The 23,603-nt window shown below is 61.9% G+C and carries 27 protein-coding genes, 1 tRNA gene and 1 pseudogene; 15 read left to right on the top strand and 14 right to left on the bottom strand.

What is annotated here, in order from left to right:
* Positions 1-141: 141 nt before the first annotated feature.
* Both H8A95_RS10165 and H8A95_RS10160 read left to right on the top strand, forming a co-directional pair.
* On the top strand, positions 142-1,314 hold the full coding sequence (locus H8A95_RS10165) for an OpgC domain-containing protein (protein WP_229183047.1): 1,173 nt from the start codon (positions 142-144) through the stop codon (positions 1,312-1,314).
* A 50-nt stretch (positions 1,315-1,364) separates the two neighbouring features.
* Positions 1,365-2,075, top strand: coding sequence for an alanyl-tRNA editing protein (locus H8A95_RS10160; RefSeq protein ID WP_229183046.1), 711 nt, complete (start codon positions 1,365-1,367; stop codon positions 2,073-2,075).
* Between the two features lie 27 nt (positions 2,076-2,102).
* On the opposite strand, the gene H8A95_RS10155 is transcribed toward H8A95_RS10160, so the two are convergent.
* Positions 2,103-3,392: an MFS transporter gene (locus H8A95_RS10155; RefSeq protein ID WP_229183045.1), complete on the bottom strand. Its 1,290-nt coding sequence runs from the start codon at positions 3,390-3,392 to the stop codon at positions 2,103-2,105.
* 214 nt (positions 3,393-3,606) lie between these two features.
* Here H8A95_RS10155 and H8A95_RS10150 point away from each other — a divergent pair.
* A pseudogene (locus H8A95_RS10150) lies at positions 3,607-5,120 on the top strand (helicase HerA domain-containing protein).
* 186 nt (positions 5,121-5,306) lie between these two features.
* On the opposite strand, the gene H8A95_RS10145 reads toward H8A95_RS10150, so the two are convergent.
* The 6 genes from H8A95_RS10145 to coxB form a co-directional block, all read right to left on the bottom strand.
* The gene (locus tag H8A95_RS10145) at positions 5,307-5,501 is read right to left on the bottom strand and encodes a hypothetical protein (RefSeq protein WP_229183044.1); all 195 of its coding nucleotides are present in this window, start codon (positions 5,499-5,501) and stop codon (positions 5,307-5,309) included.
* Between the two features lie 24 nt (positions 5,502-5,525).
* Positions 5,526-5,927, bottom strand: coding sequence for a cytochrome C oxidase subunit IV family protein (locus tag H8A95_RS10140; protein WP_229183043.1), 402 nt, complete (start codon positions 5,925-5,927; stop codon positions 5,526-5,528).
* 9 nt (positions 5,928-5,936) lie between these two features.
* Positions 5,937-6,659 carry a heme-copper oxidase subunit III family protein gene (locus H8A95_RS10135; RefSeq protein ID WP_229183042.1) on the bottom strand — a complete coding sequence of 241 codons (723 nt, stop codon included), beginning with the start codon at positions 6,657-6,659 and terminating at the stop codon, positions 5,937-5,939.
* 16 nt (positions 6,660-6,675) lie between these two features.
* Positions 6,676-7,380, bottom strand: coding sequence for a cytochrome c oxidase subunit 3 (locus H8A95_RS10130; protein ID WP_229183041.1), 705 nt, complete (start codon positions 7,378-7,380; stop codon positions 6,676-6,678).
* Positions 7,377-9,152, bottom strand: coding sequence for a cytochrome c oxidase subunit I (gene ctaD, locus H8A95_RS10125; protein WP_229183040.1), 1,776 nt, complete (start codon positions 9,150-9,152; stop codon positions 7,377-7,379). The genes H8A95_RS10130 and ctaD overlap by 4 nt, the downstream gene beginning before the upstream one ends.
* Positions 9,153-9,226: 74 nt before the next feature.
* Positions 9,227-10,060: a cytochrome c oxidase subunit II gene (gene coxB / locus H8A95_RS10120; RefSeq protein ID WP_229183039.1), complete on the bottom strand. Its 834-nt coding sequence runs from the start codon at positions 10,058-10,060 to the stop codon at positions 9,227-9,229.
* A 545-nt stretch (positions 10,061-10,605) separates the two neighbouring features.
* Here coxB and H8A95_RS10115 point away from each other — a divergent pair.
* Together H8A95_RS10115 and H8A95_RS10110 are read left to right on the top strand one after the other, a co-directional pair.
* On the top strand, positions 10,606-11,502 hold the full coding sequence (locus tag H8A95_RS10115) for a DUF2189 domain-containing protein (RefSeq protein WP_229183038.1): 897 nt from the start codon (positions 10,606-10,608) through the stop codon (positions 11,500-11,502).
* Positions 11,503-11,533: 31 nt separating this feature from the next.
* Complete coding sequence (locus tag H8A95_RS10110) at positions 11,534-12,433, top strand: complex I NDUFA9 subunit family protein (protein ID WP_229183037.1); 900 nt, start codon at positions 11,534-11,536, stop codon at positions 12,431-12,433.
* Between the two features lie 851 nt (positions 12,434-13,284).
* On the opposite strand, the gene H8A95_RS10105 is transcribed toward H8A95_RS10110, so the two are convergent.
* Positions 13,285-13,479 carry a hypothetical protein gene (locus H8A95_RS10105; RefSeq protein WP_229183036.1) on the bottom strand — a complete coding sequence of 65 codons (195 nt, stop codon included), beginning with the start codon at positions 13,477-13,479 and terminating at the stop codon, positions 13,285-13,287.
* A gap of 267 nt (positions 13,480-13,746) precedes the next feature.
* Between H8A95_RS10105 and H8A95_RS44415 the strand changes: the two genes are divergently transcribed.
* From H8A95_RS44415 to H8A95_RS10080, 6 genes are all read left to right on the top strand, one after another.
* A complete protein-coding gene (locus tag H8A95_RS44415; protein WP_420839365.1) occupies positions 13,747-13,908 on the top strand; it encodes a hypothetical protein in 162 nt (53 codons plus the stop codon).
* A gap of 382 nt (positions 13,909-14,290) precedes the next feature.
* On the top strand, positions 14,291-14,557 hold the full coding sequence (locus tag H8A95_RS10100) for a hypothetical protein (RefSeq protein WP_229183064.1): 267 nt from the start codon (positions 14,291-14,293) through the stop codon (positions 14,555-14,557).
* Positions 14,550-14,846, top strand: a complete 297-nt coding sequence (locus H8A95_RS10095) for a hypothetical protein (protein WP_229183035.1) — start codon at positions 14,550-14,552, stop codon at positions 14,844-14,846. Before H8A95_RS10100 ends, H8A95_RS10095 begins: the two co-directional genes overlap by 8 nt.
* A 39-nt stretch (positions 14,847-14,885) precedes the next feature.
* Complete coding sequence (locus tag H8A95_RS10090; RefSeq protein ID WP_229183034.1) at positions 14,886-15,167, top strand: DUF1488 family protein; 282 nt, start codon at positions 14,886-14,888, stop codon at positions 15,165-15,167.
* A 39-nt stretch (positions 15,168-15,206) separates the two neighbouring features.
* Positions 15,207-15,407: a hypothetical protein gene (locus tag H8A95_RS10085; RefSeq protein ID WP_229183033.1), complete on the top strand. Its 201-nt coding sequence runs from the start codon at positions 15,207-15,209 to the stop codon at positions 15,405-15,407.
* A gap of 181 nt (positions 15,408-15,588) precedes the next feature.
* Positions 15,589-15,795, top strand: coding sequence for a hypothetical protein (locus H8A95_RS10080; protein WP_229183032.1), 207 nt, complete (start codon positions 15,589-15,591; stop codon positions 15,793-15,795).
* Between the two features lie 297 nt (positions 15,796-16,092).
* Here the strand turns inward: H8A95_RS10080 and H8A95_RS10075 are convergent, their stop codons facing one another.
* The 3 genes from H8A95_RS10075 to rpsU form a co-directional block, all read right to left on the bottom strand.
* On the bottom strand, positions 16,093-16,329 hold the full coding sequence (locus tag H8A95_RS10075; protein WP_229183031.1) for a DUF6894 family protein: 237 nt from the start codon (positions 16,327-16,329) through the stop codon (positions 16,093-16,095).
* A gap of 134 nt (positions 16,330-16,463) precedes the next feature.
* The gene (locus H8A95_RS10070) at positions 16,464-16,652 is read right to left on the bottom strand and encodes a hypothetical protein (RefSeq protein WP_229183030.1); all 189 of its coding nucleotides are present in this window, start codon (positions 16,650-16,652) and stop codon (positions 16,464-16,466) included.
* A gap of 174 nt (positions 16,653-16,826) precedes the next feature.
* Complete coding sequence (gene rpsU / locus H8A95_RS10065; RefSeq protein WP_018269030.1) at positions 16,827-17,096, bottom strand: 30S ribosomal protein S21; 270 nt, start codon at positions 17,094-17,096, stop codon at positions 16,827-16,829.
* A gap of 419 nt (positions 17,097-17,515) precedes the next feature.
* On the opposite strand from rpsU, the gene H8A95_RS10060 reads away from it, so the two are divergent.
* Together H8A95_RS10060 and H8A95_RS10055 are read left to right on the top strand one after the other, a co-directional pair.
* Complete coding sequence (locus tag H8A95_RS10060; protein ID WP_229183029.1) at positions 17,516-17,725, top strand: cold-shock protein; 210 nt, start codon at positions 17,516-17,518, stop codon at positions 17,723-17,725.
* Positions 17,726-17,820: 95 nt separating this feature from the next.
* Positions 17,821-18,066 (top strand): transcriptional regulator, encoded by a 246-nt coding sequence (locus H8A95_RS10055; RefSeq protein WP_229183028.1) that lies wholly within the window; start codon positions 17,821-17,823, stop codon positions 18,064-18,066.
* A gap of 321 nt (positions 18,067-18,387) precedes the next feature.
* On the opposite strand, the gene H8A95_RS10050 is transcribed toward H8A95_RS10055, so the two are convergent.
* On the bottom strand, positions 18,388-18,717 hold the full coding sequence (locus H8A95_RS10050; protein WP_229183027.1) for a hypothetical protein: 330 nt from the start codon (positions 18,715-18,717) through the stop codon (positions 18,388-18,390).
* A 255-nt stretch (positions 18,718-18,972) separates the two neighbouring features.
* A tRNA-Met gene (locus tag H8A95_RS10045) sits at positions 18,973-19,049 on the bottom strand.
* A 315-nt stretch (positions 19,050-19,364) separates the two neighbouring features.
* On the opposite strand from H8A95_RS10045, the gene H8A95_RS10040 reads away from it, so the two are divergent.
* Both H8A95_RS10040 and H8A95_RS10035 read left to right on the top strand, forming a co-directional pair.
* Entirely contained in the window at positions 19,365-20,798 is a 1,434-nt protein-coding gene (locus tag H8A95_RS10040; protein WP_229183026.1) for a coniferyl aldehyde dehydrogenase, read from the top strand.
* Between the two features lie 99 nt (positions 20,799-20,897).
* Entirely contained in the window at positions 20,898-22,505 is a 1,608-nt protein-coding gene (locus tag H8A95_RS10035; RefSeq protein ID WP_229183025.1) for a GMC family oxidoreductase, read from the top strand.
* A 362-nt stretch (positions 22,506-22,867) separates the two neighbouring features.
* Here the strand turns inward: H8A95_RS10035 and acuR are convergent, their stop codons facing one another.
* Positions 22,868-23,530: an acrylate utilization transcriptional regulator AcuR gene (gene acuR / locus H8A95_RS10030; protein ID WP_229183024.1), complete on the bottom strand. Its 663-nt coding sequence runs from the start codon at positions 23,528-23,530 to the stop codon at positions 22,868-22,870.
* Positions 23,531-23,603: the final 73 nt, after the last annotated feature.

The following is a 23,603-nucleotide window of genomic DNA, read 5'->3' as shown; positions in this document are numbered from 1 at the left end:
ATCCAAATCGTCGTTGCGTGCCCTGCGGTTCAGGTGATCCTTTCCCAGAAACCGATACACAGCCGTCGAAATCATGTTCTAGTATGACGTGGTGGGCGCCCCGCGGCCGAAGTCGCGGGCACTGGGGATGGGAGCGAACCGATGGACGTCAAGGCTGTTCTGCCGCCGCGTGGCCGCGACTATCGGCTCGACCTGCTGCGCGGCTTCGCCAACTGGGCGATCTATCTCGACCACATCCCGAACAACGCGGTGAACTGGATCACGCAGAAGAATTTCGGCTTCAGCGACGCGGCCGATCTGTTCGTGTTCATCTCCGGCTACACCGCATCCTTCGTCTATGCGCGCATGATGCTCGAGCGCGGCACCGTGATCGGCGCCACCCGCCTGATCAAGCGGGCCTGGCAGATCTATGTCGCGCATGTCCTGCTGTTCGTGATCTACATCGCCGAGATCGGCTACCTCTCCCAGCGCTATCACGACCCAAACCTGCAGAACGAGTTCAACGTCGCGGGCTTCATGCAGAACCCGGCGGAGACGCTCTATCAGGGCCTGATCCTGGCGTTCAAGCCGGTCAACATGGACGTGCTCCCGCTCTACATCGCGCTGATGCTGGTCTATCCGCTGGTGCTGTGGGCGATGCTGCGGAAGCTCAATCTGACGCTGCTGGCCTCGTTCCTGCTGTATCTGGCAGCACGCCATTTCGGCTGGAACCTGCCGGCCTATCCGTCCGGCACATGGTACTTCAATCCGTTCTGCTGGCAGTTCCTGTTCGTGTTCGGCGGCTGGTTCGCGCTCGGCGGTGCAGGCGAGTCGATCAACTTCATCCGCTCGCGCACCTTCCTTTGGCTCGGCGGCGCCTATCTGTTGTTCGCGCTGGTGATGACGCTGGCGGGTCGCTTCCCGGAGCTGGGTCAGGCGATGCCGCCCTGGCTCTATGACGCCTTCAATCCGAACGACAAGACCAACCTCGCGCCCTATCGCGTGCTGCACTTCGTGGTCCTCGCCTTCTTCGTCACACGCTTCCTGCCGCGCGAATGGCCCGGATATGAATGGCCGGTGTTCCAGCCGATCATCAAATGCGGCCAGCAGTCGCTCGAGGTGTTCTGCTCGGGCGTCTTCCTCGCCGTGGTCGCCCATGTGGTGCTGGTCGAGGTCTCCGGCAGTCTCTGGATGCAGATCGTGGTCAGTTTCGTCGGCATCGTGCTGATGACCCTGCTCGCCTATTACCGCTCCTGGTCGAAGAAGGTCGACAAGGCGCCCGCAAAGAAACCGGTAGCTGCGGATGCGCCGGTGGCCGCAAAGCCGGCGGAATAGCCGGCCGGCGTAGATGGTCAACGGTGATGCGCATGCGCTAGAGTGTTGGGATGTCCCGCGCCTTCACTCATGACCATCCCGACATCCTTCAGCTCGAAACCGACGCGATCGACGCGCGGCCCGGAGCAATTCTGCTCGAACACTCGCCGTTCTTTCCGGGCGGCGGCGGCCAGCTTGCCGATCGTGGCACTCTGAAATGGTCCGGCGGCGAGCTGCCGGTGACCGGGCTTGAGCGTGACGAACGCGGCCTCTGGCACATGGTCCCGGGCGAGAGCCTGATCTCCGGCAAGGTCATGCTCGAAGTCGAGCCGACATTTCGTGCGATGATGTGCGAACTGCACACGCTCGCCCATGTCATCAACGCGCTGGTCTATACGCAGTTCGGCGGCGCGCTGCTGACCGGCGCGCAACTCAATGCCGACGGCACATTCCGCGTCGATTTCGATCTGCCCGGCGCCGACAATGAGGCACTGCGGGCGCTCGAGGCGCCGCTGAACGACATCATCCGGCAGGACCTTGCGGTGAGTGCCGCCTTCATGCCGCACGCCGAGGCGCAAGCTATTCCCGGTTTGTTTCGCAGCAAGGCCGTCGCTCCGCCGGTCGGCGAGGATGGCCTCGTCCGGATCGTCGAGATCCTCGGTCTCGACCGGCAGGCCTGCGGCGGCACCCATCTGGCGTCGACCGGGCAGTCCCGCCCCGCGCGGATCGTCAAGATCGACAACAAGGGCCGCCAGAACCGCAGGATCAAGGTCGCGATCTGACCGGCCCACGCAAGTCGTGTGCGTTCGCTATTTCGCGAGCGGCTTTCCTGCGGTCTCCGGCGCCAGCTTGATCAGCGGCAGGCCGATCACATAGATCAGCGACAGCATCGAGATCGCCAGCGGAAAGCTCCCGGTGCGGGCGGCGAGCGCACCGATCAGCGACGGGCCGGCCGCGCCGAGCACGCGGCCCATGCTGAAAGCGAAGCCGGAGCCAGTTCCGCGCAGCGTGGACGGAAACATCTCCGGCAGCCAGATCGTGAACAGGCCGAACACGCCGTTGGTGAAGAAGCCGAGCACCGGCAGCAGCACCATGAACAGCGTCAGATTATCGAGCCATTCGATCGCGACTTCGTAGCAGACCACGACGGAGATCAGCCCGCCGATGAAGAACAGCACCGCGGTGCGGCGCCGGCTGCCGAGCCAAGTGGTGAGCGATGGTACAAGGAGGCAGCCGATCAGCGTGCCGACGTTGGTGATCAGGCCGGCCACCGCGCCCATCTCCTGCGCATGCGCCGGCGTCGCGCCCGCTGCAACCAATTTGGTTGCAATCACGGTGGGCGCCCAGAAGTTCGACGACCACAGGCCGAAGATGATGCAGGCCATCATCAGCGCGGCGGCCCAGGTGGTGCGCGCCTGATCGCCGGCAAACAGCGCCGAGACCGAAGGCGGCTCGCGCCGCGCGCTGCTCTCGGGCTCGGGAATGTTGCTGCGCAGATACGCAATCAGGAGCGCCGGCAGAATGCCGAGCAGGAACATGCCGCGCCAGCCGAGCGTGCTGCCGATCGCGAGCGTGACGGCGGCGGCGAGGAACAGCCCGGTCGGCGTTGCCGTGTGCAGCCATCCCGCGAGCCGCACTCGGGTATTCTCGGGCACGGATTCCTGCAGCAGCGGCGTGCCTGCGGCCCATTCGCCACCAATGCCGAAGCCGGCAATGAAGCGAAACAAGGCAAACATCACGATTCCGGTTGCAAGCCCGCACAACGCGGTGAACAGCGAGTAGACCAGCACCGTCCAGCACATGATCCGGACCCGCCCATAACGGTCCGCGGCCCAGCCCCAGACCATCGAGCAGGCCCAGCCGAGCATGAAGATCGAGAACAGCAGGCCGCCATAGATGCCGATATTGGCCTTGCTCGGCTCGATGCCGCTGGCGGGCAACAGCTCGCTCAGCGCGCTGACCAGGATGTAGGCGTACATCGAGGAATCGAAGCCATCGAGCATCCAGCCGAACCAGGTCGCCCAAAACACTTTTCGCGGCGACACCGCACCAGGCGCCGCGACCGACGGCGCAACGGCATCAACGATGCTCTCAGTCATGTTTCCTCGCATGTTTCTTTTGTGCGCGGACTATGACGAGGTTTGCGCGAGGAGACATCTCCGGCAAACGGGATGGAGGTATCCGGCATGAGAATGGCGGCGCCATTCACATCCCTGTCACTGCGGCCTGCCTGGGGATGATGCCGCGGTTCGCTCGACGGGGCGCGATCGGCTTGTTAAGCCGCGTCTCCGCAAGGACAATTTGAGTCGGGACATGACCGTAGCGATCGAGATGGGACAGACGACGGCCGGCACTTCGGCGGCCATCGACCTCGAGGAGCTATTGGCCACGCGCCTCCTGGTGCAGGGCAATTCGGGTTCCGGCAAATCGCATCTGCTGCGCCGGCTCTTGGAACAGAGCGCCCCGTGGGTGCAGCAGACCATCCTCGATCCCGAGGGTGACTTCGTCACCCTGGCCGAGCGATTCGGCCACCTCGTGATCGATGCCGAGGACCATACCGAGCGCAGTTTGCAGGTCGCCGGCGAGCGCGTGCGCATCCACCGCGTTTCCACGGTGCTCAATCTCGAAGGGCTCGACGCCGAGAACCAGATGCGGCGGGCGGCGGCTTTCCTCGGCGGAATGTTCGAGGTCCCGCGCGATCACTGGTACCCGATGCTGGTGGTGGTGGACGAGGCGCAGCTGTTCGCACCGGCGGTTGCAGGCGAGGTCACCGACGAAGCGCGCAAGCTCTCGCTCGGCGCGATGACCAATCTGATGTGCCGCGGCCGCAAGCGCGGCCTTGCCGGGATCATCGCGACCCAGCGGCTGGCGAAGCTCGCCAAGAATGTCGCGGCCGAAGCGTCGAACTTCCTGATGGGCCGGACCTTCCTCGATATCGACATGGCGCGCGCCGCCGACCTGCTCGGCATGGAGCGGCGCCAGGCGGAAGCCTTCCGCGACCTCGAGCGCGGGCAATTCATGGCGCTGGGGCCCGCGCTCTCGCGCCGCCCGCTGGGCTTGCGCATCGGTCCAACGGACACCCAACCGCGCAACGCGGCGCCGCGGCTGATGCCGCTGCCCGAAGCGGCCCTGGAGGACGCACGCGCCATCATCCTCGCAGCTCCGCCGCCCGAAACCGTGCGGCCGCCGCGCCGCGCGCCGGCGCCGGACCTGCTCAGCCAATTGATGGCCGCCAAGTCACCAGCACCGGAGCCGGAGCCTGAAACCGCGGAGCCGCCGCCAAGCGCCGAGCAATTGGCCGAGCGGCGTGAGCGGCTGGATCGCATCCTGCGCGCCATCCTCGCCGAGCCCGACGCGGGCTTCCGCGCCATCGGCGTGCTCTATCAGGAGTTCGTGGTCCGCTGCCGCATCGAGGGTCTCGGCGCCGTGGTGCCCGAGCTGACCGATTTCCGCCGCATGCTGACGCGCGCCCGCGCCGGGCTCGGCACCGACATGGCCGTGGACGACGTGTGGCAGGATGTCTCGCCGCGTGCCGCCCTGCTGCCCGAGGACATGCAAGGCGTCTTCATGATGATCGCCCGCGCGGCGAAGGAAGGCTGGCCCTGCCCGAGCGATGCGGCGATCGCCCGCGCCTATGGCACGCACTCGCTGCGCGCGCGCGGCATCTTTTGACCTACATCGAGGAACAAGGCCTGATCGTCTGCCAGCTCGACGGCACCGGCCGCCGAACCGTTACTCTCGTCGAGCTCGCCTGGGCCACGGCCGCCGCCGACCCGAATGCCGACGATGTGTCGGCGGAAGCAGCCGGCAACGCCTCGTCACTGTGATCCGGGATTGAGCAGCAAGAATCCGAGCATGAAAAAGCCCGCCGTAAAGCGGGCTTTTTCATCTCTGCCGGTCGAGAGATTTGGTTGCGGGGAGGCGCAACCACCGATACCGACATTCGCTGATTGTTCCGATCTGGCGCGATTAGGCGCGGCTAACCGGGCGAAAGAACTCCGCTCTTCGGCCTCTCATCGAACAACGTCGTCGGCGAGCCCATGTGACGGATGACGGGCGTCGCCACGCCGGTTTTGTGGGCGCACATACATAATGACGGCTTCCGGAAGCTCTGCCTTCACCTTCAGCGCCGCGGCGAGCGCGTCTTGTCCGTCCAGGACGACGTGGTCTCCCTTCCCGTTCAGTTTGAACCCAACGGCAAACTGCATCCAAAAACCTCCACGCTTACGTAGCTACGTCGCCGGAGCGAAGAATATGACCCGGAGCAGATGCGTGTAGTCGGATTCGAACATCATGATCGCCACGAATACCAGCACCAACACCGGCGGAAGCAGGATCGCGTAGGCCAGAGCCAGCCGCTCCCAGGCCATATGCATGAAGACAGCGACGATTAGGCCAGCCTTCAACACCATGAACAGCAGGATCAGCGACCATCGGAGATGACCATGGAGGCCAAAGTAGTCGACGAGATAGGAGCAGGTGCTGAGAACGAACAACCATCCCCAGACCACGAGATAAAGCTTGATCGGATGCTGCTGGCCCGTTGTGTGCACGGTTCCTGATGCGAGCGCGTCATGCACGTGAGCTTGCAGCGAGTGTTGCTGCGCTTCCAGATGTACCGCGACGTTTGTCATGCTGCGACCTCACCAGAGATAAAAAAGCGCAAAGATGAACACCCATACGAGATCGACGAAGTGCCAGTACAGGCCGGTGATCTCGACGATCTCGTAATGCCCTTTCCGGCTTGTGAAGAAGCCGCGCCGTTCGACATCGAAGTCTCCCCGCAAGACCTTTCGCGCAATGGCGATCAGGAAAATCACGCCGATCGTCACGTGGGTGCCATGGAAGCCGGTGATCATGAAGAAGCTTGCACCAAACTGCGCCGCCCCCCAGGGATTGCCCCAGGGCCGGACGCCCTCCAGGATCAGCTTGGTCCATTCGAAGGCCTGCATTCCGACGAACGTTGCGCCGAATGCCGCTGTGGCCAGCATCAAGGCTGCAGTTTTAACGCGATCGCGGCGATAACCGAAGTTGACGGCCATCGCCATCGTCCCGCTGCTGCTGATCAGGATGAAGGTCATGATAGCGATCAGGATAAGCGGGATCCTCTTATCCCCGATCGTGAGGGCGAAGACCTCGCTGGGATTGGGCCACGGCACGGTCGTGGACATTCGCGCGGTCATGTACGACAGCAGGAAGCAGCTGAAGATGAAGGTGTCGCTGAGGAGGAAGATCCACATCATGGCCTTCCCCCAGGAAACGTTCTTGAAGGCGCGCTGATCCGAGGACCAGTCAGCGGCGATGCCGCGCCAGCCTCCGGGGCGTGCAGGCGGTTCTATCGTGTTTGTCAGCGCCGTCTCTGCCATCTTGTTCTGCCCCTTCCTAGGTGAGCAATTGGCGACAGATGTCGACGAAGCCGTCAGTCCAGCCGGTCAGAAGACCAAGCAAAACCAGCCAGACCAACAGCAGGAAATGCCAGTAGATGGCGCAGAGTTCCACGCTCAGCCGCACCCTGATCACCTCGGCGCTAAGCCACACCTTGGAGGTCGTTCTGCCCAAGGCCACCAAACCGCCCATCAGATGCAGCCCGTGCACCGCGGTGATCAGGTAGAAAAAGGAATTGGCCGGGTTGGACGCCACGAAATAGCCGGCGCCGGCCAACTGTCGCCACGCCAGAAGCTGGCCGATCAGGAACGTAACGGCGGACGCCCCCCCGCTGAGCAGACCAAGAATCACACCGTCGATGTCGTCGCGCCGCGCGGCCGTGTACGCCCATTGCAGCGCAACGCTGCTCAACACCAGCACGCCTGTGTTGAACCACAGCAGCGCCGGCACCGGCAGCGCCCGCCAGTCGACCATAGTCATGCGCATGGAGTAAGCACTGATGAAGAGTGCGAACAGCGAGCCGACGACCGCGAGAAACACGCCTAGTCCGATCTTCGCCGTCGGTGGCGACGAACCGCTCTGCTCGCGAAGATCGACGAGCACGCCCTCCTCCAGCCACGGCTTGGCCGCCAGCCGCTGTTGCGAGAGCCACCATCCCGCAATTGCTGCTATTCCAGCCATGAACAGGATAATGGCGCTCATGGACCGGCCCCCTGCGCCAGCAACCCGGCCGGCGGCTCATTCTGCGGGACGAAATCCCTGGCGGCGCCGGGTACGCTGTAGTCGTAGGCCCAGCGATAGACGATCGGGAGATCCTTGCCCCAGTTACCATGCCCGGGCGGGGTTTCTGGTGTTTGCCATTCCAGCGACGCGGCGCCCCACGGATTGCCGCCGGCCTCCTTGCCCTTGAACAGGCTCCAGACCAGGTTGAACAGGAACACCAGTTGAGCGAAGCCGACAATCAGGGCCGCCACGCTCATGAACGCATTGAGGTCATGGGCGGATGCCGGGACGAAGGCCGTTTCGCCGATATCGTGATAGCGGCGAGGCATGCCCAAGAGCCCCAGATAATGCATGGGAAAGAAGATCGCGTAGGCCCCGAGGAACGAAACCCAGAAGTGGAATCGTCCAAGCACCTCATTGAGCATTCGTCCGGTGATCTTCGGATACCAATGATAGATCCCGCCAAACACGGCCATGATCGGCGCAATGCCCATCACCATGTGAAAGTGGGCGACCACGAACATCGTATCGGACAGCGGAACGTCCACGACCACGTTGCCGAGGAATAGTCCGGTCAGTCCGCCGTTCACGAACGTGACGATGAACGCAAGCGCGAACAGCATCGGGATCGTAAGATGAATGTCGCCGCGCCACAGGGTCAGCACCCAGTTGTAAACCTTGATCGCGGTCGGAATCGCAATGATGAGCGTGGTGGTGGCGAAGAAGAACCCGAAATACGGGTGCATGCCGCTCACATACATGTGGTGCGCCCAAACGACGAAGCTGAGAGCGCCGATCGCCACGATGGCCCAGACCATCATGCGATAGCCGAAGATGTTCTTCCGCGCGTGGACGCTGATCAGATCGGAGATAATGCCGAAGGCCGGCAAGGCGACGATATAGACTTCGGGGTGGCCGAAGAACCAGAACAGATGCTGGAACAGGATCGGGCTGCCGCCGCCATACTTCGTCAGCTGGCCCATCTCGACCAACGTGGGCATGAAGAAGCTGGTCCCCAGGAGCCGGTCGAGCAGCAGCATCACCGAGGCGACGAGCAGCGCCGGGAAGGCCAGCAGCGCCATGACCGTCGCCGTGAAGATGCCCCACACCGTCAGGGGCAGCCGCATCAACGTCATGCCGCGCGTGCGCGCCTGCAGCACCGTCACCACATAGTTGAGCCCGCCCATGGTGAAGCCGATGATGAACAGGATCAGGGAGGCCAGCATGAGAATGATGCCCCAATCCTGCCCCGGCGTGCCGGAGAGAATCGCTTGCGGCGGGTACAGCGTCCAGCCGGCGCCGGTCGGTCCGCCGGGCACGAAGAAGGTCGAGACCAGCACCACGACCGCGAGCAGGTAGACCCAGTAGCTCAGCATGTTCACATAGGGGAACACCATGTCCCTCGCGCCGACCATGAGCGGGATCAGGTAGTTGCCGAAGCCGCCAAGGAACAATGCGGTAAGCAGGTAGATCACCATGATCATGCCGTGCATGGTGATGAACTGGAGATATTGGTTGGGATCGATGAAGGAGAACGTGCCGGGAAATCCCAGTTGCAGCCGCATCAGCCAAGACAGCACCAGCGCGACCATTCCGATCGACATCGCCGTGATCGAGTACTGGATGGCGATAACCTTGGCGTCCTGCGAAAAGACGTACCTCGTCCACCAGCTCTTCGGATGATAGAGATCGACCTCGCCCACTTCGGCGGGCGGGACGCCTGCGACTGTGTCAAACGGGACATCGACCATCGGAATACCCTCCTTGGTCCTTTGCTCGGCGAGGAGTTCGCCTCACGTCGGATGGCACCTCCTCGTCGGTATTGTCATTCGCTGCCTGTCTTGTAGTTCACCTTCGCGACGCCGCGCTGGCTCGACAGCTCGGCGAACGTCCGCTGCCTCTCCAGCCAGGCGTGATATTCCTTGTCTTCCTCGACGATGACCTTGCTACGCATTTGCGCGTGCGCCGCGCCGCAGAGTTCTGCACACAGAACCTCGAACGTTCCGGTGCGGGTCGGCGTGAACCAGTAATAGGTGACCGAGCCCGGGATCATGTCCATCTTCGCCCGGAACTCGGGCACATAGAAATCATGCAGGACGTCGATCGAGCGGAGCAGGATCTTCACCGGTTTGCCGACCGGAAGATGCAGGTCGTCGTTCTGAATAACGATATCGTCTTTTCCGTTCGGATCGTCGGGGTTCAACCCCATCGGATTGTCGGGACTGACCAGGCGGGCATCGGAGATCCCAAGGCGGCCGTCCTTGCCGGGGAGCCGGTAGCTCCATTGCCACTGCTGCCCCATGACCTCGACATCGGTCGCATCGGCGGGAACGGTAACGAACTGGTGCCACACGACCAGTCCGGGTGCCAGCATCGCCGCGACGCCGATCGCGGTCCCGACGCTGAGCCACCATTCGAGCCGCTTGTTTTCGGGATTGTAGGCGGCCCGCCGCCCCTCCTTGTGGTGAAAGCGGAGGACGCAATAGGCCATGAACGCGACGACCGCGACGAAGACCGCCCCGGTGATCCAGAATGTCAGAGTGATGGTGTCGTCGATGTAGCTCCAGTTCGAGGCGAGCGGCGTCCACCACCACGGGCTGAAGAGGTGAAACAGCACCGAGGCGATCGCAACGAGGAGCAGTATGATTGCTACAGCCATCCCTCATCCCTCCTTGCCATTGAAGGCTACGGAGACGAACGAAAGGGCGGAGCTCACGTCAAAGGGATGGCGTCACGTTCACCATCACCGCGCCTCTTGCCTCGCCCATTCTGCCGGTCGCGTCGCTGGGACATGACATAGAACCAGCATCACGACCGCAGTCTCATCGGAGCTGGGGGCGTTCAGTGGTTTAAACATGGTCCCCGTCGGGCGCGGCGTCAATAGAGGAGTAGATTGCACCCCTTGTCCGGCGCGTGTTGGGGCGCATGCGTTGGCGCGTCGGCGAACGCCATTCGGCACGACCCTGCGATGGTGCGTTGCAAAATCGCCGATGCAAGGGTACGAATTTCGCGGACCGCATCGTTCTCTTGCTTCTCCCGCGCATCGGACTAACTTGACCGTACCGGTTGCGGCAGATGTCGTCCGGCAAGCTCCTTCTCGTTGAACCTGATTTGCCGGACTCAGTCGCGATTTTCGCGCATGAGGCGGATGCGTGCGTTTTGAGGGCGCTCCGCTCCGCGGCCAGGAGCAAGGAGACCGGAACCATGACCACAGTCTTCGCAAGACCCAAACTGCAATTGTTTGGCGTCTCTACCGTCTTTGTCGTTCGCAAGATCAGCCTTTCCGACTTGGGCAACGCGCTGCGCCTCGGCTGGGAAGACTTCAAGGCCATCCCGACCCACGCAATCGTCCTGTGCGTGATGTATCCGGTCCTTGGACTTCTCCTGTTCAGACTTGTCATTGGCTACTCGGTGCTGCCGCTGCTCTTTCCGCTCGCGGCCGGCTTTACCCTGATCGGTCCCTTCGCTGCGCTCGGCCTCTATGAACTGAGCCGCCGCCGCGAGCGCGGAGAGGACCCGGGCGCCTGGGATGCAATCCAGGTGCTGCGCGCGCCGTCGTTCGGCGCCATGCTCGAACTTGGCGTTCTGCTGTTCGTTCTGTTCGGGGTCTGGATCGCCGCCGCGGACGCTATCTACACCGCAACCTTCGGCTATGCGCCGGCTGCGAGCATCCCCGATTTCGCGGAGCGCGTGCTGACGGCGCCCGAGGGCTGGACCCTCATCATCGTCGGATGCGGCGTCGGATTCCTGTTCGCGGTGGTAGCCCTGTGCATCAGCGTTGTCTCGTTCCCGCTGATGCTGGACCAGCATGCGACAGCGATCGATGCGATCCGCACCTCGATACGGGCAGTGAAGATGAATCCAATTGAGATGGCTTCATGGGGCTTGATCGTTGCGGTACTGCTTGCGGTCGGCTCACTGCCGTTCTTCATCGGTCTCTGCGTCGTTCTCCCGGTGCTCGGTCACGCTAGCTGGCATCTCTACCGGAAAGTGGTGGAGCCAGACCAAAATCCTCCGCAGGAGGAGCCTCGCCCGCCGATCGGTCACCGCTACGCGGCAGATTTCCCGGCCTCTCTCTTCCCGTGGAGTCGCGAGCGTTAGCGGAGCAGCCACGAAGGGTCGCACCATCACGGTGTTCGGCGGAACCGGCTTTCTCGGCAACCGCATCGTTCGCCATCTGCGCCATCGCGAATTTCCCGTCCGGATCGCATCCAGGCATCCGGACAGGGCACACGGGCCGTCAGGTCCCGAGGATCCGCATCTTCAATCCGTCAGGGCCGACATTCATGACGAGCAATCCGTCGCGGATGCGCTGGCCGGCGCCTACGGCGTTGTCAACGCCGTCAGCCTCTATCGCGAGCGCGGACCGGAGACTTTTCATTCCGTTCACGTCGAGGCGGCTCGACGGGTCGCGGCTCAGGCCCGCCGGGCCGGAGTCAAACGACTTGTTCATGTTTCGGGGATCGGCGCCGATGCCGCCTCGCCATCCCGCTACGTCCGAAAGCGCGGCGAAGGCGAACGGGCAGTCCGCGCTGAATTCGCCGATGCATGTCTCGTCCGCCCGGCCGTGATGTTCGGACCGAACGACGCGTTTCTCAGCACCGTCCTCACGCTCCTTCGTCGGCTTCCGATCTATCCGATGTTCGGCCGCGGCCGGACCAGATTGCGACCGGTCTATGTGGAAGACGTTGCGGAAGCGGTTGCCCGGATCGTAGAGCGAGCCGAGCCCCACCCGACGGTCTTTGAGTTCGGCGGCCCGACGCCGTACTCCTACGAGGAACTGCTCAGAGCGATTGCGCGTCAAGCTGGCCTCACACCTCGCCTGATTCCTATACCGTTTGTCGTCTGGCACGCGCTGGCATGGGTCTCCGAGATGCTCCCCGACCCACCACTTGCTCGTAACCAGGTGGAGCTGATGCAGATCGACACCGTGTCGTCACCAGACATGCCTGGATTTGCCCAGCTGGACATGTCGCCACGTTCGATCGAGGAAATCCTCCAGGACATGTTGTCGCGTCGGACGGTGGGGTGATGCCGTTGGGGCGACCTGGCCGCAAAAAGCAAGCCCCGGCAATCAATCGAGATTGCCGGGGCTTGCTACCAATTTTGGTTGCGGGGACGTGCAACCATCTCAAATTGCTATTTCAGGCGGTCGCTTAGAGTTGCCTCCGAAGGCAAAGGCCAAACGTCTACCCGCTCGAAAGAACACAGTCGGCTGGTCGTCGTAGTCGCCCGTCTCGGTATCCGAGCTTGTCGAGAAGCCTGCCTTGCTCATGGCAAGCCTTTGGGCAGTTCGACGCGCACTTTCCTCGCTCCGGCACACAATTGGCGAACCCGCCTTCAACTGGTCGCCTTTCGCAGGGTCAGCGCGCCCATGGTTTCCGGAGGGTGGTCTTCACACGGCGCTTCCGTTTGCAGACCGGTGTGACTTGAAACTGCGCTAGCGTTAGTCGAACGTTGCGGAATTCTGGGACGAACTGCCCGAGAGGGATTGCGACGGTTGGCTACTTCCACTGCTTATCGGATAAAGTCCTCGACGATTGGCCCTGTGCGAAGCACGATTTGGCATGCCCCGTCACCGCCGGTCAGCGCGACGGCGATCCCGACGAAACCCTCCTCCGCAGTGTGCAATTCGCGAAGAATAGTCATGCCCCACTTTCGCTCATTCGCGGGAGCAGCATCACGGTATTAGCACCTGACATTTCGAACACTGAAAGCTGCTGGTCTCCGGATCAATGCAGGCAAAGCCGACCGGCACATGATCGGCGCGGGTAGCGGTGTCTCCCCTCACATAGGCGTAGCCATCCGCTTGTGAGAGTCGCGCCACGTCGAGCCTCCCACAACGGGGACACTCAAGGTCTACGGTCCATTTGTCGCGCAGGGTCATTCTCGGCTTTTCGGGACAGAACCACGTGACCCCAGCTCATCGGCCTGACCAGAATCAATGAATTCCTGCGCCTCCGTCTTGGTGGCGAAGGTGATGAGTCCATTGCCGACTATGCCACCCTCAAGGCGTTCGGCCACTGCGTATGCGCCGCCAATGGAGAGGCAAGTCGTCCAACCGATGCGGTTTTTCATCCATCGAGTGTGCGCCGTGGCCGGTCAACATACCAGCCCAAACCTCACAATCGAACTGACCCATGGTGTAAGATTGAGGAGCGTTTGGAAGTCGGCTAGCTTGGCACCATCACCGATCCGGTCTGGGCATTTTGCGGTGACAGAGAGACGCTACAGCGCTCCCGCCTTAATCGGGAGCAATTGCATGCGTAGGTACTTTTTCGATCAGCGCGAAGGTGATGAGATGATCCCGACGAACAGGGGATAGATCTCGTTTCGCTGGAGGCTATGCAGCACGAAGCAACCTTGGCGCTGGCACTCTTGGCCAAGGATGGAGTTCGACGCTGTACTGTCGGCGGTCCAGCACGCCGTGTTGCAATCAACGTTCGCGACGAAGATGGACCGGTGTTACGGGCAACGTTCACCTTTGAGATTAGACGTTTCCAGTGAGACCCCATATCCGCCTCTCGCTCGGCGCAAGAGGTCGACCACCGCACGATACACTTACAATAGAGCTATCACAGCGATCAAAAGCAGGAGAGCCAGTGGATGACCACCGGCGGCACAATCCAGTCGACCAGGCGAAACCGTGACAATGGACGCTCCTCGTCTTTGGCGGGAGCGCACTTAACTCTCAGTCACCGATGGATGCCGAGAATGGACGGTGATGGCGCACATTACGCGTCCGCCAGCGGAATAGCGAGTGTTTTGAGGCGTTCCGGCCGCGACATCGGGCCACGAGAAAGCGGTAGCTAGTGCCGCCGAAAGAGCGCATGGTGGCTTATGGGTGAGCCGGCATCGGCGCCCGAGCATTGGCAAAGGGCGGGTGCACATGAAAACTCGCTCACGACGGGAAGTCGTCACCTTCAAGCATTCGTTCCAAATCAGAGGCATCGATCACCCTCTGCCTGCCGGACGCTACGAGGTCATCACTGACGAGGAGATGATCGAAGGGCTTTCCTTCGCGTCCTATCGCCGCGTTGCGACCATGATGATCGTGCCGGCAGCCTCGCACGGCGCCAGGATGGAGATGTTTTCCATCGGTCCGGTCGACCTGGCGGATGCACAACGGATCGACGCGAGCACGCCAGATGAGTGACGAACCGCTCGATCTGGATAAACATCGCGGGATTGCAGCGCAGAAAGCGACGGAAATCCGCCGCGCAATGACGGATGTCGAGAGCCGTGCGCGGGAGCTGCGCGAACGGCAAAGCGTGCTGGAAAGCGAACTGCTGTCGGTCGCCGCGACCTCATGGCCGGAAGCGGCCGCCAAGGCACGCTACGTGCTGAACATCTACGCCGCGAGCCTGTTGCCTGACGACACAAGGCATCGCGATCTCGTCGCGGCGATTCTGGCGGATTTTGCCCGGCTCGATGGGCAGGGCTGAAGCTGTGCCGGCTTCGGCCAACGGCAACGGATTAGTCGCATGGCACTTGAACAAGCCTGTTTCACCAGTTTCGAGTACGACCGCATGATCGTCCAGTTCTCGATGCGCGACGGCGAAAAGGTCGTCCCCTGCGCGATCTCGACCTCCGCGATGGATGAGCTGGAAGGTGCGGGACGCGCACCATCGAGCGAGCGCGAAGCACAGTTCATGCGACTCCGAGCGCGCATTGAAGCCCGCGCCACCGTCAAATACATGGCGGGCGAGTTCGAAGGTGTGCCCGCCGGGATCATCCTGAGAAGCATCGACTTCAGGAAGCAGTGAGGGAGCCGGCCACGGTCGCGAAAACAAGGGAGATCACGCTTGAAAGGCGACGTAGTCAACAGTGATGGCGTACACGTCGCCGTGGTGATCGATTCCGCCATTTTCGACCTCAAGGGTCGGAAGCTTTACGATCTGAAGGGCAGCAGGATTTATCGGCTCTCCGGTGAACTGGTGGGTCACCTCAACGAAACCGGCGGCTCCTTAAGACGGCTCGACAAGGCGACGGAGAACCTGTTCTAGCAACTTCAGCACGGAAGCGTTGTCGCCAGGAACCGGAGCGACGCCGGAACGTTTAACGAAGGCGAAGCGAGAATATGAATCGTGAGGCCGCCGCCGGTGACGGACGAACACACCGGGGTCTAAGCCGAAGTCGCGTCTCCCGAGACCCATCTCATAGCTTAGGGAGGATCGAGTGCCAGGGATGATCAAAGACCGAACCTTCGGCCGCCAGAATACAACCGCCGCGGCGCGAGAGGCCAACAAGCTGTTCCGAAAAGTGGAAGTCGCTCCGAGCGAGCAAGCCAAAGCCGACAAGGCGTTCCAAGCCAACCGCGAGCGTCTCAAAGCCGAGCGATTGGCGCGAGAATCCCAGAGTCCCGTCAAACCGCCAACAAGGCCCGCTGGATGACGTCGCATCATCGCGAAGCCAGGCAGGCGATCGTTCGCGAATGGGACCACTGGGTCAAGACGCAGCCGTTTGATGGACGAGTCTGCGCACGCGACGCGCGGCGATTTTTCCTCGAGATCAAAGCCAGGCGCGAGCCGACATTGCTAGACTTTCGGTCAGGCGCCGAGGACAAATGGCAGATTGTCCATCGATGGCTCATGGCGGAGCGGCGGATATCAAACTAGCGGTACACTTCACACGAGAAGGCGATCGCGACGAGGCTGAGAGACCAAGAGCGAGACGGCCATTGCTGCGCCCTCACCGTTTCGTCTCGTTTCTGTCGAAAATGAGAGCGGCTTGGAATAGGCGTCCAACGACGGTTCTCACCTCAACCGAGAGGTCCGGTCGATCGTCCAGGGTGGCAAGGTCACGCGCTAGGCCCGCCAGCGATTCCGCTGCCTCGACTTCAGCTTCACGCTGCGTTGCAAGCTCCATCCCTTCCTCATCGGGATAAATCCCGTTGTCGTCTCTGATGTCGAAGTAGTAGCGGGTCATCCGCATTTCCTTTCGGCGGCAACAGATGGTATGCGGATTTCGTTCCTCGTATTGACGCGGTCAGACTTCTGCTCCCTCGCAATGCCTGCCTTTTCAATCGACCTGGCGAGGTTGCGGTCCTGGACGCCCAGGAGTCATTTGAGGGCGCCTACAGAGAGCATAGCGAATAGAGCGTCATCACCCTCAATCTGCGCCGTTTCTCGGCTGGTCGCGTACCCGCAGGCCAGCTCAACATTTGCTTCGGAAACGTGCCATTTCCAGCGCGTGGGCTGCTGAGGCGTCACGGTGACCTCCAGCAAACGGGGCGTGAAATAGGTTTTCATTTCCTCAATATGCGCCCTAACCCATCCGATTCCTAGGCATATCCAGTTGCCACAATCCAACTGAGCGAATTGGGAGCTCTGCCTCTCGATGAGACCATCCGGCTTCGATAAGTCTCACGCGACATTCGGACCCGTCGTTTGACCTCAGCCAAATCAAACCGGCCGATATCCTTGCTAGGTGACAGTGACCTGCGGCAAAGGCGGCTTGCGCTCTGGAAGCTTCTTTTTCGGAGGCGCCGGTAGCAACCCTTCGCGGATCGCCTGCTTGCGAGCGAGCTTGCGGGCCCGGCGAATGGCCTCCGATCTTTCTCGCGTCTTTCTTTCCGAAGGCTTCTCATAGGCGCGGCGTTGCTTCATCTCCCGGAAGACGCCTTCGCGCTGCATCTTCTTCTTCAGGACTCGAAGTGCCTGGTCGATGTTGTTGTCGCGAACAAGGACGTGCATCAAAACTCCTCGGTAGCTGCGAACTGGAACGGTCCTGCACCCAGCCTTCGCGCAGGGGAGGTTCACGAATGTGAGGATGAGAGTAACGGCGTAATTCTTCGCCGGCTTCGAACAAGCCGGTCTGCTCGCCATGCCGATACGGCCGGTAGAATGACGGGATCACCACCGCACGGCCGTGTCAATTGATTAGCTCCCTCGGCGAGCCCGTTCGATGCCCTCGATCAGCAGCGGCCCCGCACTGGAACAAATCAGCCCTTTCCCTTGTAGGTCCTGCACATAGTGTGTATATGTGGAAACTATTCGATTAGCCGTGTGCCTTGTTGAACGCGCCCGCGGGCCCCTTTTCCAAAGACATCGACGAAGTTGAAATCATCGCGTGATTGTCACGCGGTTCGTGCTCGTGCGCTTTGGAGATCAAGATGACGACAGGTACTGTTAAGTGGTTCAATAGCCAAAAGGGCTTCGGTTTTATCCAGCCGGAAGACGGCAGTAGCGATGTGTTCGTGCACATCAGCGCAGTCGAACGGGCCGGCCTTTCGAGTCTCGCGGAGGGTCAAAAGGTCCACTACGAGGTCAAGACCGACAAGATGCGGGGCAAGGTCAGCGCCGAAAGCCTCTCGCTGGCGTGAGTTTCGTTGTGTCGTTTCACGGATGTACTGAAACGACCATGCTGCCCGCTCGATCTCCGGATTGAGCGGGTTTTGCCTGTTGAGCGGTGGTGAGCATGAGCGTCAAGAGGCCGGCAGAATTATCACCCGAAAGCATGGCGCGTGCCAACCGAAAGCGATTGGCTGCTGAAGAAGGAGCGCGCGCGATGGCAGATGTCGGAAGGCGGGCCGTCGAGGCTCGCAAGAACATGGCGCGACTTCGAGAGCTCCGCGAGACCAGGGAAGCCGCCGCTGCTGCAACGGGTCTGGCACCATTGCCGGCGCCTCCGCCAAAGAAGCGCACCAGGAAGTTGCCGCGATAGTCAACTTCGGCAGCGGTCGATGATTGCGCCGAGGACCAAGCCTCATCAAGCCGGAGAATGCAGATCGTGCGGAGAGCCAAGTCACACGGCGACGGAACAATAACGTTCTCTCTTGCGCTCGGCGCAGCTCGACAGATGTGCCGGCTCACAACGACATTTCAGACGGACAAGCAAGCCCTTAGTTATCTTCATAAGTACCGGACGGAGCTGGAGCAGATGGCGCGGACGCGCCTCGCCTCGGGGGAGATCGAAGACGGGATCGTCGTGCTCTCGATGCTCTAGTTTTGGCCGGACCGCGACGCCACGCTATTTGAAGCATCCTCAAGCAACCTCGCGCTCCAAACGTTTTGCTTTTGGCGCGGCCGCGATTTTTCGGCGCTGTCCGTATTTTGAATAACCAGCCCATCGCGAGCGATCAATCAATGCTCCGGCGGCTCTTGCTTGGCCAATATCGACAGCGGCTGCATTTCGCCGAACTGGCAAGCCAGTCACTCGACGCAAGCTGCTACGGTTCATCAGTTCGAGCGTTAAAGGCACGGAGGAAGCAATCATACGCGCAGCGTTCGGGCACGCGATCAAAAGATCCATAAAAGCAGGAGCCGAACCAATCGATATGGGATTCGAAGGGCCCAACGAGCTGACGTTGTCCACCTCATCGAAACCGGATTTGCGCGTTGGTCAGGATACTCGCACGCAAAGCCGCGCAAGACTTCAATCAAGCCGCACAGAATGGCCAGGGAAGGTCGGCCCCGGTTGTTCGCTCGGTCTAGTCATGCCGACCGCAATTGGTTGCGAGGGATTTGAACCTACGAAACTACGTCATTGACATTACTTGGGCAGCGGTTCGACGCAAAAATGCAAAAACCCAACAATCCATTGGGATTGCTGGGCTTTTAGTGCCGATTTTGGTTGCGGGGATAGGATTTGAACCTATGACCTTCAGGTTATGAGCCTGACGAGCTACCGGGCTGCTCCACCCCGCGTTAAACCGTTGCGTGCCTTGCAGAAAGAGTGCCCGAACCTGCCGGCCAACGCTGACACGGCGCCGATCGATCCGTCCGGAGGGCTTCCTGAGAAGGCGACCCGGGCCGAAGCCGTCGGGTGCGGGGCGTATGTATCAATGTGTGGTCGGTTTGGAAAGCCCCGGATGTGGGTTTTTGAGGATTTTGTGACGTCGAAATCACCGGTTTCCTTAGCAAATTTACCGCCGGGAACCGGGTCTTGCCAGATCGTGCGCAAAAGCAGAGCTTGGCGCCCAACAAAATCCGACAAGGAAATGTCATCCGAGGGGAAACGCCATGGACCGGCCATTGAAGAGCCCGGGGCTATATGCGCTTGAGGAGGCCTTTCAGCGCCAGTTCGAGTTGTCGCGCAGCGAGCCGGCGCCGACATTGCAGGCGCGGCTCGACCGACTGCGCCGCCTGCGCGCCGCACTGACCGAGAACGAGCCGCGATTCGAGGCGGCGATCTCGGCCGATTTCGGCCACCGCTCAACCGTCGAGACCGCGATCGCCGAGACCATGCTGGTGCTCGGCGAGATCAAGCACGCCGCCAAGCACCTCAAAGGCTGGATGGCACCCGAGAGGATCCCGACCACCGTGCAGTTCGCGCCGGCCAGGAACCGGCTGATGCCGCAGCCGCTCGGCGTGGTCGGGATCATCTCGCCCTGGAATTATCCGTTGCAGTTGACGCTGGCGCCCGCCGTCGCCGCGATCGCGGCCGGCAACCGCGCCATCATCAAGCCGAGCGAGCTGGTGCCGCGGTTCTCCGAACTGCTGGCCGAGGTGATCGAGAAGAAGTTCGACACCACCGAGCTCGCGGTCACCGATATCGACGACGACATCGCAAGAGCCTTCGCCGCCCTGCCGTTCGATCATCTGATCTTCACCGGCTCGACTCGCGTCGGCCGGCTGGTCGCCGAAGCCTGTGGCCGCAATTTGACGCCGGTGACGCTCGAGCTCGGCGGCAAATCTCCCGTGATCGTCGACAGCTCCGCCGACATCGATGAGGCCGCGCAGCGCATCGCCTACGGCAAGCTGCTCAATGCCGGCCAGACCTGCATCGCGCCCGATTACGTGCTGGTGCCGCAGGGCTCGGTGCAGCCGATTGCGATGCGGCTGCAGGGCCACATGCAGCAGATGTTCGGCACCGATCCCAGGAATCCGGACTACACCTCGATCGTCTCGGACCGGCACTACACACGGCTCGAGGGCCTGGTCGCCGATGCCGCCGCGAAGGGCGCGACCATCATGCAGCCGGCGGCGCCGAACGATGCAGAGTGGAAGGACCGACGCAAATTCCCGCCGACCGTGATCGTCGATGCGACGCCCGAGATGACCGTGATGCAGGAGGAGATCTTCGGGCCGCTGCTGCCGGTGATGGGCACGCGCGACGCCTCGGAGGCGATCGCCTTCATCAACAAGCGCGACCGCCCGCTGGCGCTGTACTGGTTCGGCACCGACAATGCGGCCCGCGACGAGGTGCTGGCGCGCACGGTGTCCGGCGGTGTCACCGTCAACGACTGCCTGTTCCATTTCGCGCAGGCCTACCAGCCGATGGGCGGCGTCGGCGCGTCGGGCACCGGCGCCTATCACGGCGAATGGGGGTTCAAGACACTGACCAAGCTGAAGCCGATTTTCTACCGCTCGCGCTTCAACCGGCTCGCCGATCTCTATCCGCCCTACGGCGCGAAGGTCGCGCGGCTGGAGAAGCTGATGCGGCTGCTGTCGTAGAAGGGTTGTCGTTCCGGGGCGCGAAGCGAACCCGGAACCTCGAGATTCCGGGTTCGATGCTGACGTATCGCCCCGGAATGACAATAAAAAGGGGGAAACGTGACTGACACATTCGATTTCGTGGTGGTGGGCGCAGGCTCCGGCGGCTGCGCGGTGGCGGGGCGGTTGTCGGAGGATCCGGCGACCTCGGTGGCGATGCTCGACGCCGGCGGCAAGAACGACAATTGGGTGGTGACCACGCCCGGCGCCATCATTCTGATGCTCTCGAGCAAGCTCAACAACTGGGCGTTCGACACGGTGCCGCAGAAGGGCTTGAACGGCCGCATCGGCTATCAGCCGCGCGGCAAGGGCCTCGGCGGCTCCAGCGCCATCAATGCCATGGTCTATATCCGCGGTCATCGCGCCGATTACGACCACTGGGCTGCGCTCGGCAATACCGGCTGGAGCTACGCCGACGTCCTGCCCTACTTCAAGCGTTCGGAGAACAACACCGAGCTCGACGGCGAATATCACGGCAAAGGCGGGCCGCTCAACGTTACGGGCCTGCAGTCCGACAATCCGGTCAAGGAGACGTTCTTGCAGGGCGCGCGCGAGGCCCAGTTCCGGATCCGCGACGATTTCAACGGCGCCGAACAGGAAGGCCTCGGCATCTACCAGGTGACCCAGCGGAACGGCGAGCGTTGGAGCGCAGCGCGCGGCTATATCCATCCCCACATGGGCCGCCGACCTAATTTGCGCATCGAGACGCAGGCGCAGGCGACCCGCATCATCTTCGAGGGAAAGCGCGCCGTCGGCGTCGAATACGTGCAGGGCAAGGAGAAGAAGGTGCTGCGCGCGCGGCGCGAAGTCATCCTCTCGGCCGGTGCGTTCCAGTCGCCGCAATTGATGATGCTGTCGGGTATCGGCGACGCTGCGGCGCTCGGCAAGCACGGCATCGCCAGCGTGCATCATCTGCCGGGCGTCGGACAGAACCTGCAGGATCACCCCGATTTCGTGTTCGGCTTCGCCTCCGACGCACCTTATTTCTCGGGACTGTCGTGGAGCGGCATCGGGCGGATCATCAAGGGCATCGGGCAATACCGGCGCGAGCGGCGCGGCCCGATGACCTCGAACGTCGCCGAATGCGGCGGCTTCCTGAAGACGCGGCCTGAGCTCGACGTCCCCGACATCCAGCTGCACTTCTGTATGGCCATGGTGGAAGACCACGGCCGCAAGCCGCGCTGGGGCACCGGCTTCTCCTGCCATGTCTGCCTGCTGCGCCCGGCAAGCCGCGGCAGCGTGTGGCTGAACAGCGCAGACCCCATGGCAGCCCCCGCGATCGATCCGAACTTCTTCGGCGAGGACAGCGACGTCGAGACCATGGTCGCGGGCTTCAAGATGACGAAGCGGCTGCTCGACACGCCGGCGCTGCGCGCGCTGCAGCAGAAGGACATGTTCACATCAGATGTCCGCACCGACGACGACATCCGCAACATCCTGCGGGCGCGCTCCGACACCGTCTATCACCCGGTCGGCACCTGCAGGATGGGCACCGATGATCCGCTCGCGGTGGTCGATCCGAAGCTGCGCGCGCACGGGCTCGAGGGCTTGCGCGTGGTCGATGCCTCGATCATGCCGACGCTGATCGGCGGCAACACCAATGCGCCGACCATCATGATCGGCGAGAAGGCCGCCGACATGATCAGAGCGGAGCTGCGGGCGGGGTAATCAAATGCGCAGGGTGGGCAAAGCAAAGCGTGCCCACCTCTTCCTGCACGGCTCGTGATGGTGGGCGCGGCGCAAGAGCGCCTTTGCCCCCTACGAAACTGCTGATAGCCCGACGCGATAGCCTGCCGCCGCAGGGGCGCACCGCCAAAATATCGAAAACAACCCCATGCAAAGTAGCCAGCGGCTGCCGGCGGACACGGCAACTTGACTCGTCGGGCAAATCAGCGGCATTCTTCGATTATCCAGAAATCGTGCAGACGCCCCTCGCCCGTAGCCCGGGACCTTGACGCATGCGCCTCCGGATTTCGCTGCGCTTCACCCGATGGCGCGGAGATAGTGTGGTGGATTGGGCCTTTGGCCATCTACACGAAAAACGACTCATTCACCGAGGAGCTTGCACCGAGGAGCTTGAAAAAGCCCTTCGAGAAGGAATGAAGCGGTTCGGAACGGCGTTCGAGTTTGGCGCGAAGAACCGCGCCCTCCCAACCGATCCAGAAGAACTCGGCAAGCCAGTCGCAATCTTGGTTGGAAGAGATTGCACCAGTAGCCTGGGCAGCTCTCAAGCACTTGGCAGTGCGCTGCTGCCAGTCGATGAACACATCGAACAGCTGCTGGCGAAATGATTGTGGAAGTACGCTCATCTCCTGCCCAAGATTGCCCACCAAACAGCCTCGCGCATAACGGAAGCGCTTCATGGCGGACGTGGCATCGTCGGTAAAACCTCTGAGTCTTTCGAGCGGAGGATGCTGCTTGTTCAGGAAGAAGCTGTCGAGCTTCCGCGAAAAGTAGTCAGCGTAGCTGTCGATCAGCTCCGCTCCAAATGCCTCTTTGCTCGGAAAGTAGTGGTAGAACGACCCCTTTGGCACGTCGACGCTCCGCAAGACTTCCTCGATCCCCGTCGCGGAATAGCCCTTCTCCGTCAGCATAACGACACCTGCACGGACCAGCGCGTCACGGGTCGCGCTGGTGCCGGCAATTTCCTTAGGAGGTCGCCCGCGACGGCGGCGAGGCAGCGTCTTGCTCATGCAGATCGTAATAGACCGATCGTCTAGGAGAAGCAAACTGGCCGTGATGCGGCGTTCTGCAAGTGGCGGAGAC

Origin of the sequence: Bradyrhizobium oropedii (assembly GCF_020889685.1) — a bacterium.
GTDB lineage: Bacteria > Pseudomonadota > Alphaproteobacteria > Rhizobiales > Xanthobacteraceae > Bradyrhizobium > Bradyrhizobium oropedii.
The sequence above is the reverse complement of the archived record's forward strand: the minus strand, read 5'-3'. Positions and strand labels throughout refer to the sequence as shown.